This window comes from bacterium (genome assembly GCA_016702305.1).
In the GTDB taxonomy this organism is placed as follows: Bacteria; Electryoneota; RPQS01; order RPQS01; family RPQS01; genus JABWCQ01.
Genome location: JADJEH010000002.1, coordinates 721,809 through 737,478, shown reverse-complemented (window position 1 = coordinate 737,478; position 15,670 = coordinate 721,809). Strand labels below are relative to the sequence as shown.

Annotated in this window: 8 protein-coding genes, 2 tRNA genes and 3 rRNA genes; 3 read left to right on the top strand and 10 right to left on the bottom strand. The window is 56.5% G+C overall.

Going from position 1 to position 15,670, the window contains the following annotated elements:
• Nucleotides 1–8: 8 nt before the first annotated feature.
• The 10 genes from IPH10_07650 to IPH10_07605 form a co-directional block, all read right to left on the bottom strand.
• The gene (locus IPH10_07650; GenBank protein MBK6910790.1) at nt 9–1,259 is read right to left on the bottom strand and encodes an imidazolonepropionase; all 1,251 of its coding nucleotides are present in this window, start codon (nt 1,257–1,259) and stop codon (nt 9–11) included.
• An 11-nt stretch (nt 1,260–1,270) separates the two neighbouring features.
• Nucleotides 1,271–2,050 carry an enoyl-CoA hydratase/isomerase family protein gene (locus tag IPH10_07645; GenBank protein ID MBK6910789.1) on the bottom strand — a complete coding sequence of 260 codons (780 nt, stop codon included), beginning with the start codon at nt 2,048–2,050 and terminating at the stop codon, nt 1,271–1,273.
• Between the two features lies 1 nt (nt 2,051).
• On the bottom strand, nt 2,052–3,704 hold the full coding sequence (hutU, locus tag IPH10_07640) for a urocanate hydratase (protein ID MBK6910788.1): 1,653 nt from the start codon (nt 3,702–3,704) through the stop codon (nt 2,052–2,054).
• Between the two features lie 280 nt (nt 3,705–3,984).
• Nucleotides 3,985–5,424, bottom strand: coding sequence for a hypothetical protein (locus IPH10_07635; GenBank protein ID MBK6910787.1), 1,440 nt, complete (start codon nt 5,422–5,424; stop codon nt 3,985–3,987).
• A gap of 113 nt (nt 5,425–5,537) precedes the next feature.
• Nucleotides 5,538–6,371 carry a 5'-nucleotidase, lipoprotein e(P4) family gene (locus IPH10_07630; GenBank protein MBK6910786.1) on the bottom strand — a complete coding sequence of 278 codons (834 nt, stop codon included), beginning with the start codon at nt 6,369–6,371 and terminating at the stop codon, nt 5,538–5,540.
• A gap of 77 nt (nt 6,372–6,448) precedes the next feature.
• Nucleotides 6,449–6,565, bottom strand: a 5S ribosomal RNA gene (rrf, locus tag IPH10_07625).
• A 157-nt stretch (nt 6,566–6,722) separates the two neighbouring features.
• Nucleotides 6,723–9,636 (bottom strand): 23S ribosomal RNA (locus IPH10_07620).
• Between the two features lie 330 nt (nt 9,637–9,966).
• Nucleotides 9,967–10,039, bottom strand: a tRNA-Ala gene (locus IPH10_07615).
• Between the two features lie 28 nt (nt 10,040–10,067).
• A tRNA-Ile gene (locus IPH10_07610) sits at nt 10,068–10,141 on the bottom strand.
• Between the two features lie 193 nt (nt 10,142–10,334).
• Nucleotides 10,335–11,858 (bottom strand): 16S ribosomal RNA (locus tag IPH10_07605).
• Together the 16S, 23S and 5S rRNA genes with 2 tRNA genes alongside form the textbook arrangement of a ribosomal RNA operon.
• 396 nt (nt 11,859–12,254) lie before the next feature.
• On the opposite strand from IPH10_07605, the gene IPH10_07600 reads away from it, so the two are divergent.
• From IPH10_07600 to IPH10_07590, 3 genes are read left to right on the top strand one after another with little or no spacing between them, the layout of a single operon-like run.
• Nucleotides 12,255–13,088 (top strand): hypothetical protein, encoded by an 834-nt coding sequence (locus IPH10_07600; protein MBK6910785.1) that lies wholly within the window; start codon nt 12,255–12,257, stop codon nt 13,086–13,088.
• A 12-nt stretch (nt 13,089–13,100) separates the two neighbouring features.
• Entirely contained in the window at nt 13,101–14,729 is a 1,629-nt protein-coding gene (locus tag IPH10_07595; GenBank protein MBK6910784.1) for a S8 family peptidase, read from the top strand.
• A gap of 13 nt (nt 14,730–14,742) precedes the next feature.
• The gene (locus IPH10_07590) at nt 14,743–15,666 is read left to right on the top strand and encodes a cation transporter (protein ID MBK6910783.1); all 924 of its coding nucleotides are present in this window, start codon (nt 14,743–14,745) and stop codon (nt 15,664–15,666) included.
• Nucleotides 15,667–15,670: the final 4 nt, after the last annotated feature.

The following is a 15,670-nucleotide window of genomic DNA, read 5'->3' as shown; positions in this document are numbered from 1 at the left end:
CGATGTGTTTAGTATCGCCGCAGCAGGCTGGCGTGTTCGAAGACTAACTCGCCGCCAATCCAAACTTCGTCGGCGGTGCATTGCCCCATGTAGTAAACCAACGATTCGAGATCGGGCACGCCCCACAGAGCAAAATCCGCGGGACGGCCGCTCTCAATCACTCCGGCTACGCCTTCCCGGCCTAACGCGCGAGCGGCGTCATACGTCACGGCCCACAGTAGTTCAGCCGCGGATAGCTTGCCATAGATAGCGGCGGTCGTCATGCAGAACGGTATGGACTCGGTCATCGCCGTGCCGGGGTTCATGTCAGTCGCAATGGCCACGCGCAAGCCGGCGGCTATCATCTGCCGCAGCGGCGGATAGGGAATCGTGTTCATGAAATAGACACACGCGGGAAGGGCGACGGCAACCACATTCGCGGCGGCCAAAGAGCGCATTTCAGATTCATTCAGATATTCGAGATGATCGGCGCTCCGCGTCCCCAGCTCCGCGGCTAACAGCGCGCCGCCGGAATGCCCGAATTGATTAGCGTGAATCGTCATGTCGAGTCCACACGCACGGCCGGCCGCGAGAATGGAGCGCGCTTCGTCTACAGTGAATGCGCCTTCTTCACAAAACACGTCCACGCGTTCGGCCAAGGCACGCTCGCGCGTCTCTGGAATCATCTCATCGATGACAGTCTCCAAGAATTCGGCGCGGCGCTCGCGCCACTCTTGCGGCACGGCGTGGATCAACAGAGTCCGTACTATGTGCTGCGGGCAGATTTTGGAAAGTTCGCGCAGAGCAACGAGCAGCTTTTCCTCGCCCGCCCAATTCAGGCCGTAACCGCTCTTGCACTCAATAGTCGTCACTCCACCGGCGAGAGACGATTCGAGCCGCGGCAGAGATTCCGTGACAATTTGACTGACAGACGCCGCCGCTACGCGCGCGGCCGTCGCATGAATGCCGCCGCCCGCCGCGAGTATTTCCTGATAATCCGCGCCGCGGTTTCGCAAGAAAAACTCGTGCGCGCGATTGCCGACGAACGCAGGGTGACTATGACAATCCACAAACCCCGGCAGCATCAGCCGTGCATTCGCGTCGTGCCGCGGTACGCTTGCAGGCACACGCTTCAGCAAATCAAAGCTCAAACCAATGTCCTTGAACCTGCCGTCTTCGATCCAAACGGCCGCATTCTCAAGCGCAAATACCGGCCGCGTCAAATCGTCCGCGGCATCCACGTGCGGCGTCACCAAGCGGCCGATGTTGTGTATCAGCACGGCGTCCACCGTTACTCGCCCGTGAAGCGCGCTTCGCGTTTCTCGAGGAAAGCCGCCGTGCCTTCGTTCTTGTCGCTCGTATTGCAGCAGTGCGCGAAGAGTCGTTCTTCGGCCTTCAATCCCTCGGCCAACGGACGTCCCGCTCCCGCGTAAACCGCTTCGAGAATCGCCTTGCGGGCAATCGGCGCGGCCTGCGCAAACTGCGTGGCAAGCTCTACGGCGCGGGTTCGCGTTTGATCGGGCGCGACAACTTCATTGACCAGCCCCCAGGCCAGCGCCGTGGCCGCATCAACCATGCGACCTGAGAGCAACAGGTCAAGCGCGCGCCCCGTGCCGACCAAACGCGCCAGGCGCTGCGTACCGCCGTATCCGGGTATGATGCCCAATTTGATTTCCGGCTGACCGAACTTCGCTTTCTCCGACGCGATGCGCAGGTGACAGGCCATCGCAAGTTCGCAGCCCCCACCAAGTGCGAAGCCGTTCACAGCAGCGATCACCGGAATTTGCAGGGCCTCGATGCGCGAGAACAGGCCGTTGCCGCGCTCCGTGAACGTCCAACCGGAGGCCGCCGTCAGTTCGTGAATTTCGGTGATGTCCGCTCCCGCAACGAAGCTCTTTTCGCCCGCGCCGGTGATCACCAGCGCGCGCACGTCATCGTTGAGTTCGTTGTTCACGCACGTTTCAATCTCGTCAAGCGTTACGCCATTCAGAGAGTTCAGCGCCGCCGGACGATTGATAGTGAGAATGCCGACCTGTCCGGCAGTCTCCCAAAGTATGTTCTGATAGCTCATGTCAGTAGTTTAGGCCGGGAATCCGGACGTTCTTGGTTTGTGCAGTCTGTGTAGCGAGTTCGTAACCGGCATCGTGATGTCGAAAAACGCCCATCGCAGGGTCGTTGGTGAGTACGCGCGCGATGCGCCGTGCCGCTTCGGCGGTGCCGTCGGCGACAATCACCTGTCCGGCGTGCTGCGATGCACCGATGCCGACGCCGCCGCCATGATGAAAGCTCACCCACGTCGCGCCGCTGGCGGTATTCACCAGCGCATTGAGCAAAGGCCAATCGGAAATCGCATCGGATCCGTCGAGCATCGCCTCTGTTTCACGATTCGGCGACGCGACAGAGCCGCAATCGAGATGATCGCGGCCAATCACAATCGGCGCCGAAACCGCGCCGCTCGCCACCAGATCGTTGATCGCGAGCCCTAACTTCGCGCGGTCTCCCTGACCTAACCAGCAGATGCGCGCAGGCAGCCCTTGAAATGGTATTTTCGGCGTGGCGAAGCGAATCCAGCGCTGAAGCCCTTCATCGTCGGGGAAAAGCTCGAGCGCCTGTTTGTCAATGGTGTAAATATCCTGTGGGTCCCCGGACAGAGCCGCCCAGCGGAACGGGCCCTTGCCCTCACAGAATAGCGGTCGAACGTATGCGGGAACGAAGCCTGGATAGGCGAAAGCCTCGGCATAGCCCGCTTTCAACGCTTGGCCGCGTAAGTTGTTGCCATAGTCAAAGGCGATCACGCCGCAGTCCTGCATCTCTTTCATCGCGCGGCAGTGCACAGCCATCGAGTGCATCGAACGGTTGATATACTCTTTCGGATCGTCCTTGCGCAATTTCAACGCGTCTGTGTAAGACATGCCGTGCGGAATGTAGCCGTGCAGCTCATCGTGCGCCGAGGTCTGATCCGTGACGATGTGCGGCAAATTGTCGCGCTTCAGAAGCTCCGGAAACACGTCGGCGCAATTCCCTAATAGGCCGACCGACAGCGGTTCTTCATTTTGCGCCGCGACGGTGACCAACTCGAGCGCTTCGTCCAGCGACTCGCACGCGCGATCACAATAGCCGATATCCACACGCCGCTGCAGGCGCGCGCGGTCCACTTCGACACACAACACGGCGCCGCCATTTAAGGTCACTGCAAGTGGCTGCGCGCCGCCCATGCCCCCTAAACCGCCAGTCAGCGTCCAAGTGCCGCGCAAACTCCCGCCAAAGTGCTTTCGACCGGCTGCGGCAAACGTCTCGAAAGTCCCTTGCAGGATACCTTGCGTTCCGATGTAAATCCACGAGCCCGCTGTCATCTGGCCATACATGATCAGCCCTTTGGCTTCAAGCTCGTGAAAATACTCCCACGTGGCCCACTGCGGCACAAGGTTCGAATTCGCGATCAGCACGCGCGGCGCATCGGCGTGCGTCTTCACGACACCCACTGGCTTGCCCGACTGCACAAGCAGCGTTTCGTCCGCCTCAAGATTCCGCAATGCATCGAGAATGAGGCGCAATGCTTCCCGGTTGCGAGCGGCTTTTCCAGTTCCACCATAGACGATCAACTGTTCACGATCCTCGGCGACCTGAGCATCGAGGTTGTTCAAAAGCATACGGTAGGCTGCTTCCTGTAGCCAGCCCTTGCAGGTCAAGGCCGTCCCCGTCGGCGTCTTGGGTATTTCAAACATATGAAAAAGTTATGCTTATAGTTATAGCATGGCCGCATTTGCGGCTTTTCTCCAATACGGAATATAGCGACTAAATCCACAAAAAACAAGCCGCTCGTCGAGCGGCCTGACAAATAAATCTGCTGAGATCGCGGGGCTGAAACGGAATTCGCCGCTGTACCGGAAATGACCACACCAACTCTCAACGCGGCCCGGAGAGCATAGCGGGCGTCAAATTAACAAACATCGGCTGATCTGGACCCCGCAAATTGAAACACGACCCGGGCCGTAACCGCATATCTCATCGGGAGCGCGCTACTTTGCCGTCCTTTGAAACCCAGAAATCGGCGTCCGGGGAAGCCGCCAGAGAGTCAACCACGACAAAGTCACTCCGAAAACCGGGAGCGTGGTAGCGATGCTGCAGCCCCAGATCGGACGTGCCGGGCATGAAGACCCAAAACGGCTGATCGTACTCCGAGTAACCTTGCGGCGCCGATTCACAGGCGAACAGAATAGGACGATCCGGCGGAGTCGGCATCAGATGCTGGACCTGGTCGAGGAAGTCCGTTCCCCGCGCGTGCATACGCATGATGGCATCTATTTTGTCGTACGTCGCGGCCTGGGACAATACGATCCAAACTCCCAGCAAAGACACAAGCATCAACTTTACACCGGCGCGGGATCGTTTCCAGATGGCGCTTACCGCGAACGAACAGGCGAGGATTCCCAACGGCAGGGATCGCGAGAAGTTTCTTTCGTTGGTATGCTCGAACAGCAGCGCTGGCCCCTGCATCAGGACAAAGAGTATCACCAGCCACATCACCCGCTTGAGGTTTTCATCCTTGCGCAGCCGCAGCACTCCGTAAATGAGCAATCCTGCGACAACAGCCGAGCAGACAACCGCGAGAATCGTCAGCGGAGTATTGCGAAGAAAGATCTGGATAGTGGAAACCGGACAGATGAGCGCGCCGCTAATCAGCGCGATATTGTATAGAATATTGCCGCCGTAATGAAAACTCCAATCGGAGCCGCTATCACTGAGCGGGAGTCCGAGCACGAGCGTCCGAATCGTAAGATAGGCGGCGACAACGGCCGCACTAACGGCAATTGCGTACATGTGGCCGTTCCTCGCCGACAACGCACGCCGATCCCGTATGGCCCAGGCGACAAGCGGAATCACCGGGATCATAACTCCCGCCTCTTTGCCCATACAGGCAAATGCCGTGAGCAAACCGGTCAGCGCAGCGTAATCGCGAGCCGGTCGCTTCCCGTACGCATATTGCCCAACCAATCCGACGACAAGGATCGCCGATAACGTGACAATAACGTCGCCCATCAAGTCCGGCTCGCCACCAAGCACTTGACATTGGTGCAGGAAAAGAACCGCACCAGCGATGTAACTTGCGGGCCTGGAAAGTCCGATCGCACGGGCCGACCAAACAAGACTCAAGCCACAGATTAGGATGGCGGCCAGCTTCACCAACTGAACCCAGAACAGTGACTCGCCGTCGGCCAGCGCGAAGTGCATGACGTGCAGCGGCCGCCACATGATGAAGAGGGGCGATTCAAAAAAATTCAGAAGCCCGCGAACGACGCCGTCGCCGGACAGGCAGCGCTCGGCGCCGACTATCAGCGGCCAATCGTCGTAAAGCGGCGCGATTCTAAGTGCCTTGCTGCATTGCAAGCAATAGAGCGCTGCGGACAGCCAAAACACCTGCACACTAAACCGTGGACGATTCACTGTTCTTCACGTGTAACGTGTCACCGGACATGAGATTCCTGAGTGATTTTGCTATTCTTCACAAACAAGCCGCTCGGGGAGCGGCTTGGTCTGACTTCCGGCGATCACGCTGCCTAACGCTCGGGCCGGAGTGCGTCGTATTTCTTGCGCAGGGCGACACTGTCGCTTATCGTGTTATCATAATTCAACAGAGCCCGTTCCCATGATCCATAAGCCGGATTCGGCAGCATCAGCCAGCGTGTTCCCCACCAAGCTGAGTACTGGTTCGCCAGCCCGTCCCGTTCGTCCGTGGATTTCTTGTAGCCTACGAAGTCATCCAGATTGTCTCCGGCGATTTGAATAACTCGGTGCGAGCGGGAAATGTACTCGCGTCGGGTGCTCTTGTCGGAGCCCCAGCCCTCACGCTCGTCTTTGGTCATGACCTGTTCGGCCGTCGCCGTCTGCGGAAAACCCTGCGCCCGCAAATTGCGCCATGTGCACTCATCGAGCTTCACGTCGCGGTTCGTCACGTAGAAGATCGCAACGCCGCGCCGATCCGCCTCGCGCAGGAATTCCACCGCGCCGGGCAACGCTGGTGCTTTTTCTTCACAGCACCACTCGTCCCAACGCATTGGGTAGCTGGATCCGTCCAGCACCAGCCGCGCTTCATAGGGAGAATTATCGAGCACGGTCTCGTCAACGTCCACAATAATCGCGGGCGGCTTCCTGCCGAACGGCGGCTGCTGCTCGGTCGCCGCACTCCAGGTCGTGTCGCTCAAAGCACGTTCGAGCTCGGCAAATGCGCCCAGGTAGACCGTCTCACAGGCGGCGCGATACTCAGCCGATCGCTGCATCCACAAAACACTATGCAGCAGCTCGTGTGTTTGCCGATGATACACATAAGGCCGGGAATGCGAGCACGAAACAGCCAGCATGGCGAAGGAAATAGCGATTAGGAGAAACTTCATGAAAGATTTAGTTCTGGATGATGACAACCAAAGAAAAAGCCCTTGACTCTGAAAGTCAAGGGCTTTTCTAAATATATTCCCGCTGACGCCCTACTCTCCCAGCCAGTTGCCCAGCAAGTACCATCGGCGAAGAAAGGCTTAACGACTCTGTTCGGAATGGGAAGAGGTGTGGCCCTTTCTCTATGACCAGCGGAAAAAAACAATAACAATTGGAAGGGGCGGGGCAGGCTGTTACACCTGCTCCGCGCTTTATGCGCAACTCCGTCGAAACTCGATAATTTCTCGAGCCCCGAGGGTAGCAATTCTCAGTCGAAGTTTTGGGTTGCGGTTGGCTTGCGAAGACAATTTATATTGATCAAGCCGAACGACCTATTAGTACTACTCGGCTGAATGTGTTACCACACTTACACCTGTAGCCTATCAACCTTGTCATCTTCAAGGGGTCTTCAGGGAATCCTAATCTTGGAGTCGGTTTCACACTTAGATGCTTTCAGCGTTTATCCGATCCGAACCTAGCTACCCAGCGCTGCAGCTGGCGCCACAACTGGTACACCAGAGGTTCGTCCATGCCGGTCCTCTCGTACTAAGCACAGCACTCCTCAAGATTCCTACGCCCACGGCGGATAGGGACCGAACTGTCTCACGACGTTCTGAACCCAGCTCGCGTGCCACTTTAATTGGCGAACAGCCAAACCCTTGGGACCTTCTCCAGCCCCAGGATGTGACGGGCCGACATCGAGGTGCCAAACCGCCGCGTCGATGTGAACTCTTGGCGGCGATAAGCCTGTTATCCCCGGGGTACCTTTTGTCCGATGAGCGACGGCATTTCCATTCACTACCGCCGGATCACTAAGCCCTAGTTTCCTACCTGCTTGACTTGTTTGTCTTGCAGTCAAGCTCCCTTATGCCTTTGCACTCTATGCACGATTGCCGACCGTGCTGAGGGAACCTTTGGGCGCCTCCGTTACATTTTGGGAGGCGACCGCCCCAGTCAAACTACCCGCCTGACAGTGTCTCTGGCGTTGCCTAGGTTAGACATTCAACAGTTAAAGGGTGGTATTTCAACGTTGGCTCCACCGACGCTAGCGCGCCAGCTTCAAAGCCTCCCACCTATCCTACACATCAAAAGCTAAATGTCAGTGTCAGGGTATAGTAAAGGTCCACGGGGTCTTTCCGTCCTGCCGCGGGAACCCAGTATCTTCACTGAGATTGCAATTTCGTCGAGTCCAAGGTAGAGACAGCGCCCAGATCGTTACACCATTCGTGCAGGTCGGAACTTACCCGACAAGGAATTTCGCTACCTTAGGACCGTTATAGTTACGGCCGCCGTTTACTGGGGCTTCGGTTCACTGCTGCCGACTTGCGTCATGACAGATCCCCTTAACCTTCCAGCACCGGGCAGGTGTCAGGCCCTATACGTCGTCTTACGACTTCGCAGAGCCCTGTGTTTTTGGTAAACAGTCGCCTGGGCCTCTTCACTGCGACCCGCTTGCGCGGGCACTCCTTCTTCCGAAGTTACGGAGTTAGTTGGCCGAGTTCCTTTACCTTGGTTCTCTCGAGCACCTTAGGATACTCTCCTCGCCCACCTGAGTCGGTTTCGGGTACGGTCGCCTTAGCTCTCCTTAGAGGTTTTTCCAGGCAGCATGATTAGGGACACTTTATGAGCTAAGCTCTCGTATTCGGCTTTCGGCCTTAGTCAGCGGATTTGCCTACTGACCAGCCTACGACCTTGAACCGGGATTTCCAGCACCCGGCTGTCCTTTCACTTCTGCGTCACCCCATCGTACAAACGAACTTTCGGCGGTCCATGAATATTAACATGGTTCCCATCGTCTATGCCATTCGGCGGCGACTTAGGGACCGACTAACCCTGGGAAGATTAACTTTACCCAGGAACCCTTGGGCTTACGGTGAACAGGTTTCTCACCTGTTTTCTCACTACTCATTCTGGCATAATCTCTTCCAGGACCTCCACGGCTGCTCACGCTACCGCTTCGTTGGCAACTGGAATGCTCCCCTACCGAAACAATAAATTGTTTCCCGCACTTTCGGCGGATACCTTGAGTCCCGTGGATTTTCAGCGCAGATCTACTCGACCAGTGAGCTATTACGCACTCTTTAAATGGTGGCTGCCTCTAAGCCAACATCCTGGTTGTTTTTGCGGACCCACCTCTTTAATCACTTAGGTATCACTTTGGGGCCTTAAATGGCGGTCTGGGTTCTTCCCCTCTCGTCCACACAGCTTATCCCACGTAGGCTGACTCCCAGGGTCCAAGTGGCTGGCATTCGGAGTTTGGTAAGGGACGGTACCGTGGTGACGGCCCTAACCTTTCCAGTGCTCTACCTCCAGCACTCACGCCCTGAGGCTATACCTCAATATATTTCGGGGAGTACGAGCTATCTCCGAGTTTGTTTGGCCTTTCACCCCTACGCACAGCTCATCCAGTGGGTTTTCAACCCCAATTAGTTCGGACCTCCATCAGGTGTTACCCTGACTTCATCCTGGCCATGCGTAGCTCACCCGGCTTCGCGTCTACCGCCACTGACTATTCGCCCTATTCAGACTCGCTTTCGCTGCGGCTCCGTGTCTTAGACACTTAACCTTGCCAGTGACGAGTAACTCGCCAGACCATTATGCAAAAGGTACGCAGTCACTCCTTGCGGAGCTCCTACAGCTTGTAAGCGTTAGGTTTCAGGTACTATTTCACTCCCCTCCCGGGGTGCTTTTCACCTTTCCCTCACGGTACTGGTTCACTATCGGTCACAAGAGAGTATTTAGCCTTGGATGATGGTCCACCCAACTTCAAGCAGGGTTTCACGTGCCCCGCCCTACTCGGGAACTATGACAAGAGACTTATACATTTCGCCTACGGGAGTTTCACCCTCTGCGCTCCGACTTCCCAGACGGTTCGACTATGTATAAGTTTTGTAACTCTTTCGGATCGGTTGCACGACCCTGTCTAGCCCCATGACCCCCACGCTGCAACGCTGCAACGCTTTCACACAACGCGGGTTTAGGCTCTTTCCATTTCGCTCGCCGCTACTCTGGAAATCTCGGTTGATTTATTTTCCACCAGGTACTTAGATGTTTCAGTTCCCTGGGTTGTCGCATTTGCGATCAGGCATGACCCTGATCTGGTTTCCCAATTCGGACATCGCCGGGTCTACGGATGTTTGCTCCTCTCCGACGCTTATCGCAGCTTACCACGTCCTTCATCGCCTTCTTGTGCCAAGGCATCCACCTAACGCCCTTAGTAGCTTGATCAAAAATCTTTTGCGAAGCTATTGAATTGCCGTTGAATGCCAACCGCAAACCAAAACTTCTCAGACCTTGAATCGCTATCCTCGGTATCTTATTATGCTCGAGAAAAAATGAACTTCAAACGAAGTTGCATTTTACCTTCCAATTGTCAAAGATCAAGACACTACCCTTGCGCAGGGTAGAACTCACCGGCTTCATCATCCACCGGCGGAATGTGGACCGGAATCGCTTCCGGCTCCCCGTTCTGTTGGCTAATCTACTCGGCAGGAGTGTTGGCCACGACGGAGACTTAACTACAAAATCTTGTGATAGAACCAAACGCTCACACTCATGTGGAGCGTATCGGGATCGAACCGATGACCTCCGGCTTGCAAAGCCGGCGCTCTCCCAGCTGAGCTAACGCCCCAATCCAACCCGCAAGCCCAATGCCATAGTGGGCCTGACAAGAGTTGAACTTGTGACCTCACGGTTATCAGCCGTGCGCTCTAACCAACTGAGCTACAGGCCCGGACAAATAAAAAAACGACGGGAACGTAACCTTGACCGACTTACTCGCCGGTCAAGGCAGACTGCCATGCAGCCTTGTTTCCGTCTTCAATTACAATGGGAAATGTGCGATCTGATAGGTTCCGCCAAAACGTCATAAAGGCCTTCGACCATATCCCGTGCAAAACTGAATTCGCACTTAGGATTCTCCTTAGAAAGGAGGTGATCCAGCCGCACCTTCCGATACGGCTACCTTGTTACGACTTCACCCCAGTCACCGGGCTTACCTTAGATCCTTACCTCCTTGCGGTTGGCGAGGGATCGTCGGGTCCTACCGGCTCCCATGGTGTGACGGGCGGTGTGTACAAAGCCCGGGAACGTATTCAACGCGACCTGCTGATTCGCGTTTACTAGCGATTCCGACTTCATGCTCTCGAGTTGCAGAGAGCAATCCGAACTGAGACTGGTTTTTTACGATTAGCTCCACCTCGCGGTCTTGCGACGTATTGTACCAGCCATTGTAGCACGTGTGTAGCCCTGGACGTAAGGGCCATGAGGACTTGACGTCATCCCCACCTTCCTCCGACTTAACGCCGGCAGTCTCCTTAGAGTTCCCAGCTTTACCTGATGGCAACTAAGGACAAGGGTTGCGCTCGTTGCGGGACTTAACCCAACATCTCACGACACGAGCTGACGACAGCCATGCAGCACCTATGTAGCGCTCCCCGAAGGGATACCTCACTTTCATGAGTTTACACTACACTTCGAGCCCAGGTAAGGTTCTTCGCGTTGCATCGAATTAAACCACATGCTCCACCGCTTGTGCGGGCTCCCGTCAATTCCTTTGAGTTTCACCCTTGCGAGCGTACTCCCCAGGTGGATCACTTAATGCGTTAGCGCCGTCACCGAAGGGGTCGAATCCTCCGACGACTAGTGATCATCGTTTACGGTGTGGACTACCAGGGTATCTAATCCTGTTTGCTCCCCACACTTTCGCGCCTCAGCGTCAGTTACAGACCAGCAGACCGCCTTCGCCTCCGGTGTTCTACCTGATATCTACGCATTCCACCGCTACACCAGGTATTCCATCTGCCCCTTCTGTACTCAAGGGAGGTAGTTTCGAAAGCAATTGATACGGTTAAGCCGCACGATTTCACTCCCGACACACCTCTCCGCCTACGCGCCCTTTACACCCAGTCAATCCGGACAACGCTTGCACCTTCCGTATTACCGCGGCTGCTGGCACGGAATTAGCCGGTGCTTACTTTGGAGGTACCGTCAGCCCCGTCAATAACGGGGGGTTCTTCCCTCCCTACAGAAGTTTACAATGCAGAGCACCTTCATCCTTCACGCGGCGTTGCTGCGTCAGACTTTCGTCCATTGCGCAATATTCCTCACTGCTGCCTCCCGTAGGAGTCTGGGCCGTATCTCAGTCCCAGTGTGGCTGATCATCCTCTCAGACCAGCTACCCATCGTCGCCTTGGTAGGCCATTACCCCACCAACAAGCTAATAGGCCGCGACCCTATCCTACACCGATAAATCTTTCAAGAAAAGGTGATGCCACCTTCGCTCAACATGCGGTATTAGCGGAAGTTTCCCTCCGTTATTCCACAGTGTAGGGCAAGTTAGTCACGTGTTACGCACCCGTCCGCCACTAAGTATTGCTACTTCGTTCGACTTGCATGTGTTAAGCACGCCGCCAGCGTTCGTCCTGAGCCAGGATCAAACTCTCCGTTGTATTATCTACAACTGAATTTGTCCGAAAATTGAATTGTTCAGGGCCTTCTGACTAAGTTCGGGCGGAACCTGTCAGAATCGCACATTTCCCATTGTCAAAGATCATTTGGAGCTTCAGTTGCCCATTACGGTGAACAACGCCGGGCAGTACCCGGCGTTTGTGCCTACCATAATTTGAAGCAGGCCCTAATATAAGCAGCTCGACCTTCCCTGTCAAGACGATTTTTTACCACTTTCTTTATCCCATTTTTTTCTAAATCTTTAATTTTAAATTTATTAACGTTTGTTAGAGAGGCGTTACGTACGTGACCCGAGAGGAGTAATTGCTGACTCCTACCTCCAAAGACCCGCCATTTTCTGGTTGCCACTCCGCTCAAAGTGTCGTAAATTCATGCTTATGATATTTCTTCTTGCCTTGCTGCTCGCCGCTTTGACCGCCATCGCTCAACCCCTGGCACCAGTTATCGCCCCGCGCGGCCAAGCTATGGCTGGGGCGCTAGTCGCGGCCCCCGGTGATCCCTCCAGCCTGCTCTTCAATCCGGCCGGACTGGCCTCCCTCGAAGGAATGGGCTCCGATATGAGCCTCGGCAACACAACTGGTGACGGTACTGACCGACTCCTGGCCGCCTTTGCGAATTCGTCGTCTGAAGAGGGCTCCCGAATGGGCACCGGAGTTTACGTGGACGGACAGACCCGCCCGGGAGCCACAAAGTACGTCGTACCCTACGTTGCCATCATGTACCAGCCGATGTCGCGTTTGGCCGTCGGTGCGACCGTGCGGATGATCCGCTCGTATCCGCGCGCCGACTCGCTCGATGGAAAGTGGAGCAACGCGATTGACATCGGTATGCTGACGCCGGGCAAAAACTTGAATTTTGGCGCGCGCATCGAAAGAGCGTTCGGCGGAGCGTCGGTCGTCCCGCAGACTTTTCAATGGGGCATCGCAGCACGGTCAGACAATCGCCGCATGACGCTTTCGTATCAATGGGACGGCGCATTGCTCAAGGATGTCGCTTACCGCTATGAGGCCTCGCGCTTTGGCGCGCAATACGCCGCAGGCAAACTTATTTCCGTAAGCGGCGGGTACATCTGGTCGGACATTCATCGCATCACGTTTGGCGGAGCGTTCGGCCAGATTGAAGGCGGTTCGCTTATCCAAATTGGCTGGTCACTTCCCACTGAAGGCAAAGCCCCCACCGAATGGAGCGTGGGCTATTCGTATCGCATGTAGAGAGGTAATTTCATGATTCGCATCACTGCACTGCTCATCCTGTTCACCGTTTTGTCCGCATTCGCCGAGTCATCCCGCTATTGGGTATTCTTTGCGGACAAGGCCGTTGCCCCGGGTCAAGAATTGCGGGCGTTGGATGAGGCGCGGGCGCTGGTTTCACAACGGTCGCTCGCGCGCCGTTTGAAGAACGGAGCGCCACTCACGATGATCAGCGACCTGCCCGTCGCGCAGCAATACGTTGATCACGTGCGGGCCACCGGCGCGGACATTCGCGTCGCGAGCAAATGGCTCAATGCCGTAAGCGTCGCGGCCACTCCGGCCCAGTTGACTCAAATAGAAGAACTAAGCTGCGTGCGCGCCGTTCGCAGATTCTCCCAGCGGGTGAGTATGGATCCACCGCGCGGGGCAAGCGATGCGCTCGATAGCTTGGAGTACGGCGCAAGCTACAGGCAAGACGAGCTGTGCCGCATTCCGGAGCTTCACGCGCGGGGCTTGAGCGGCGCAGGTGTCCTGTTATGTATGCTTGACACCGGGTTCGAAACCCTGCACTCCAGTTTGGACGGGCTCGACTACCTCGCCATGCGCGACTTCATTAACAACGATTCTATCGTGACAAATGAGGCGGGTGAAGATTCCGCCGGACAATTCATGCACGGGACACTGTGCCTGAGTGCGGCGGCCGGACTGGACAGCGGTAATATCATCGGTCCCGCTTATGGCGCGCAGTGGATGCTCGCGAAAACAGAATACGTCCCGACGGAAACCGAAGTTGAAGAAGACTACTATGTCGCGGGCATGGAGTGGGCAGATAGCGCCGGCGCAGACATCACGTCGTCAAGTCTCGGCTACATTGACTGGTATGATCAAAGTGACATGGACGGCCAGACGACCGTCGTCACACAGGCGGTCACGGAAGCGCAGCGGCGCGGCATTCTCGTCGTGACAGCGCAGGGCAACGAGCGCGGTTCACTGTGGAACAGCGTCATCGCGCCGGCCGATGCCGATTCAATATTGGCGATTGGCGCGGTGGACTCGCTTGGCCTTCTCTCTGGATTCTCATCGCCCGGACCGACCGCGGATGGCCGCGTCAAACCCGACTGCGCAACGATGGGCTCGGATGTGTTCTGTGCAAACGCGACGGAATTGGACGGCTATTTTCGCGCCTCCGGAACGTCGCTGGCGACGCCGATCGCCGCCGGAATCGCGGCCCTTGTCATGGAAGCAAATCCCGAGTGGACCGCGCAGCAGGTGCGAGCCGCGATCCTCGCAACGGCTTCACAGGCCAGTGCACCCGATAACGACCTCGGCCACGGCATCGTGGACGCCGTTGCCGCCGCGGATTTTACGTTTGACCATGCCTCGCCGCGTTCAACGATGCCAATAGACATGCTGTTGTCAGCGTATCCGAATCCTGTGAATGGCCGGGTCACGCTGTCGTTGGAATCGGCCAACAGTCAGTCCGGCCGCTTCATGCTCTACGATCTGCTTGGCCGGGAGGTGTTCCGATCGGCCGAACGACACATTTCTACGGGCCATCAACAGATTTCACTCGACGTGACGAGTTTATCGAGCGGCAAGTACTTCATCACGTTTGTCGGCACCAGCAATTCGGCCAGCGTGCCGGTGGTTGTCCTCAAGTAATCACGTGGAAGGAATGACAAACGCACCTGAAAAGCGGCGCATGTCGCTGACACGCTACGCGTGGCTTTCAATCGGAGCCGCTGTGGCAACGATCGCCCTCAAGACCTGGGCCTACCAGCTCACGGGTTCTGTCGGCCTGCTGTCGGATGCGCTGGAGTCGCTTGTTAATCTTGCCGGTGCCGTCATCGCACTTGTGCTGCTGGCGGTCGCCGCCCGGCCGCCCGATGATGAACACGCTTTCGGCCATGGAAAGGCGGAGTACTTTGCCAGCGGCGCTGAGGGCACCTTAATCATCTTTGCCGCAGCCAGCATTGCTATCGCTGCATTTGAGCGTTTTGTAAACCCGCAAGCGCTCACCGGTGTCGGCAGCGGTCTGCTAGTGAATCTCCTGGCGACGGGTATCAACCTGTTCGCCGCCTTGGTGATTCGCCGAGCGGCGCGTGTGCACAATTCAGTCACTCTCGATGCAAATTCTCGGCACCTGCTGGCCGACGTGTGGACTTCCGTGGGCGTAGTCGTGGCGGTGGCAATTGTGGCGGTGAGCAAGATTCAGATCCTCGATCCGCTGATTGCCGTGGCCGTCGCCGGTCATATCTTGATGGAAGGCATTCGTATCGTCAAAGGCTCGATTCTGGGACTCATGGATACGGCCTTGGAACCGGATGAGGTGGCGCGCATTGAAGCTACGCTCAACGAATTTGCCTCGGATAATATTAGCTACCACGCCTTGCGCACGCGCCGGGCCGGGCATCGCCGGTTCGTTTCCGTCCATATTCTGGTGCCCGGCGAATGGACCGTACACCACGGCCACGCGCTTCTGGAACGCATCGAATCAGAGATCCGCGAACAGATACCGGACGTGACCTTGTTCACTCATCTGGAATCTCTCGACGATCCGGCCTCATGGGAAGATGTTGAACTGGATCGCAAGGCATGACACA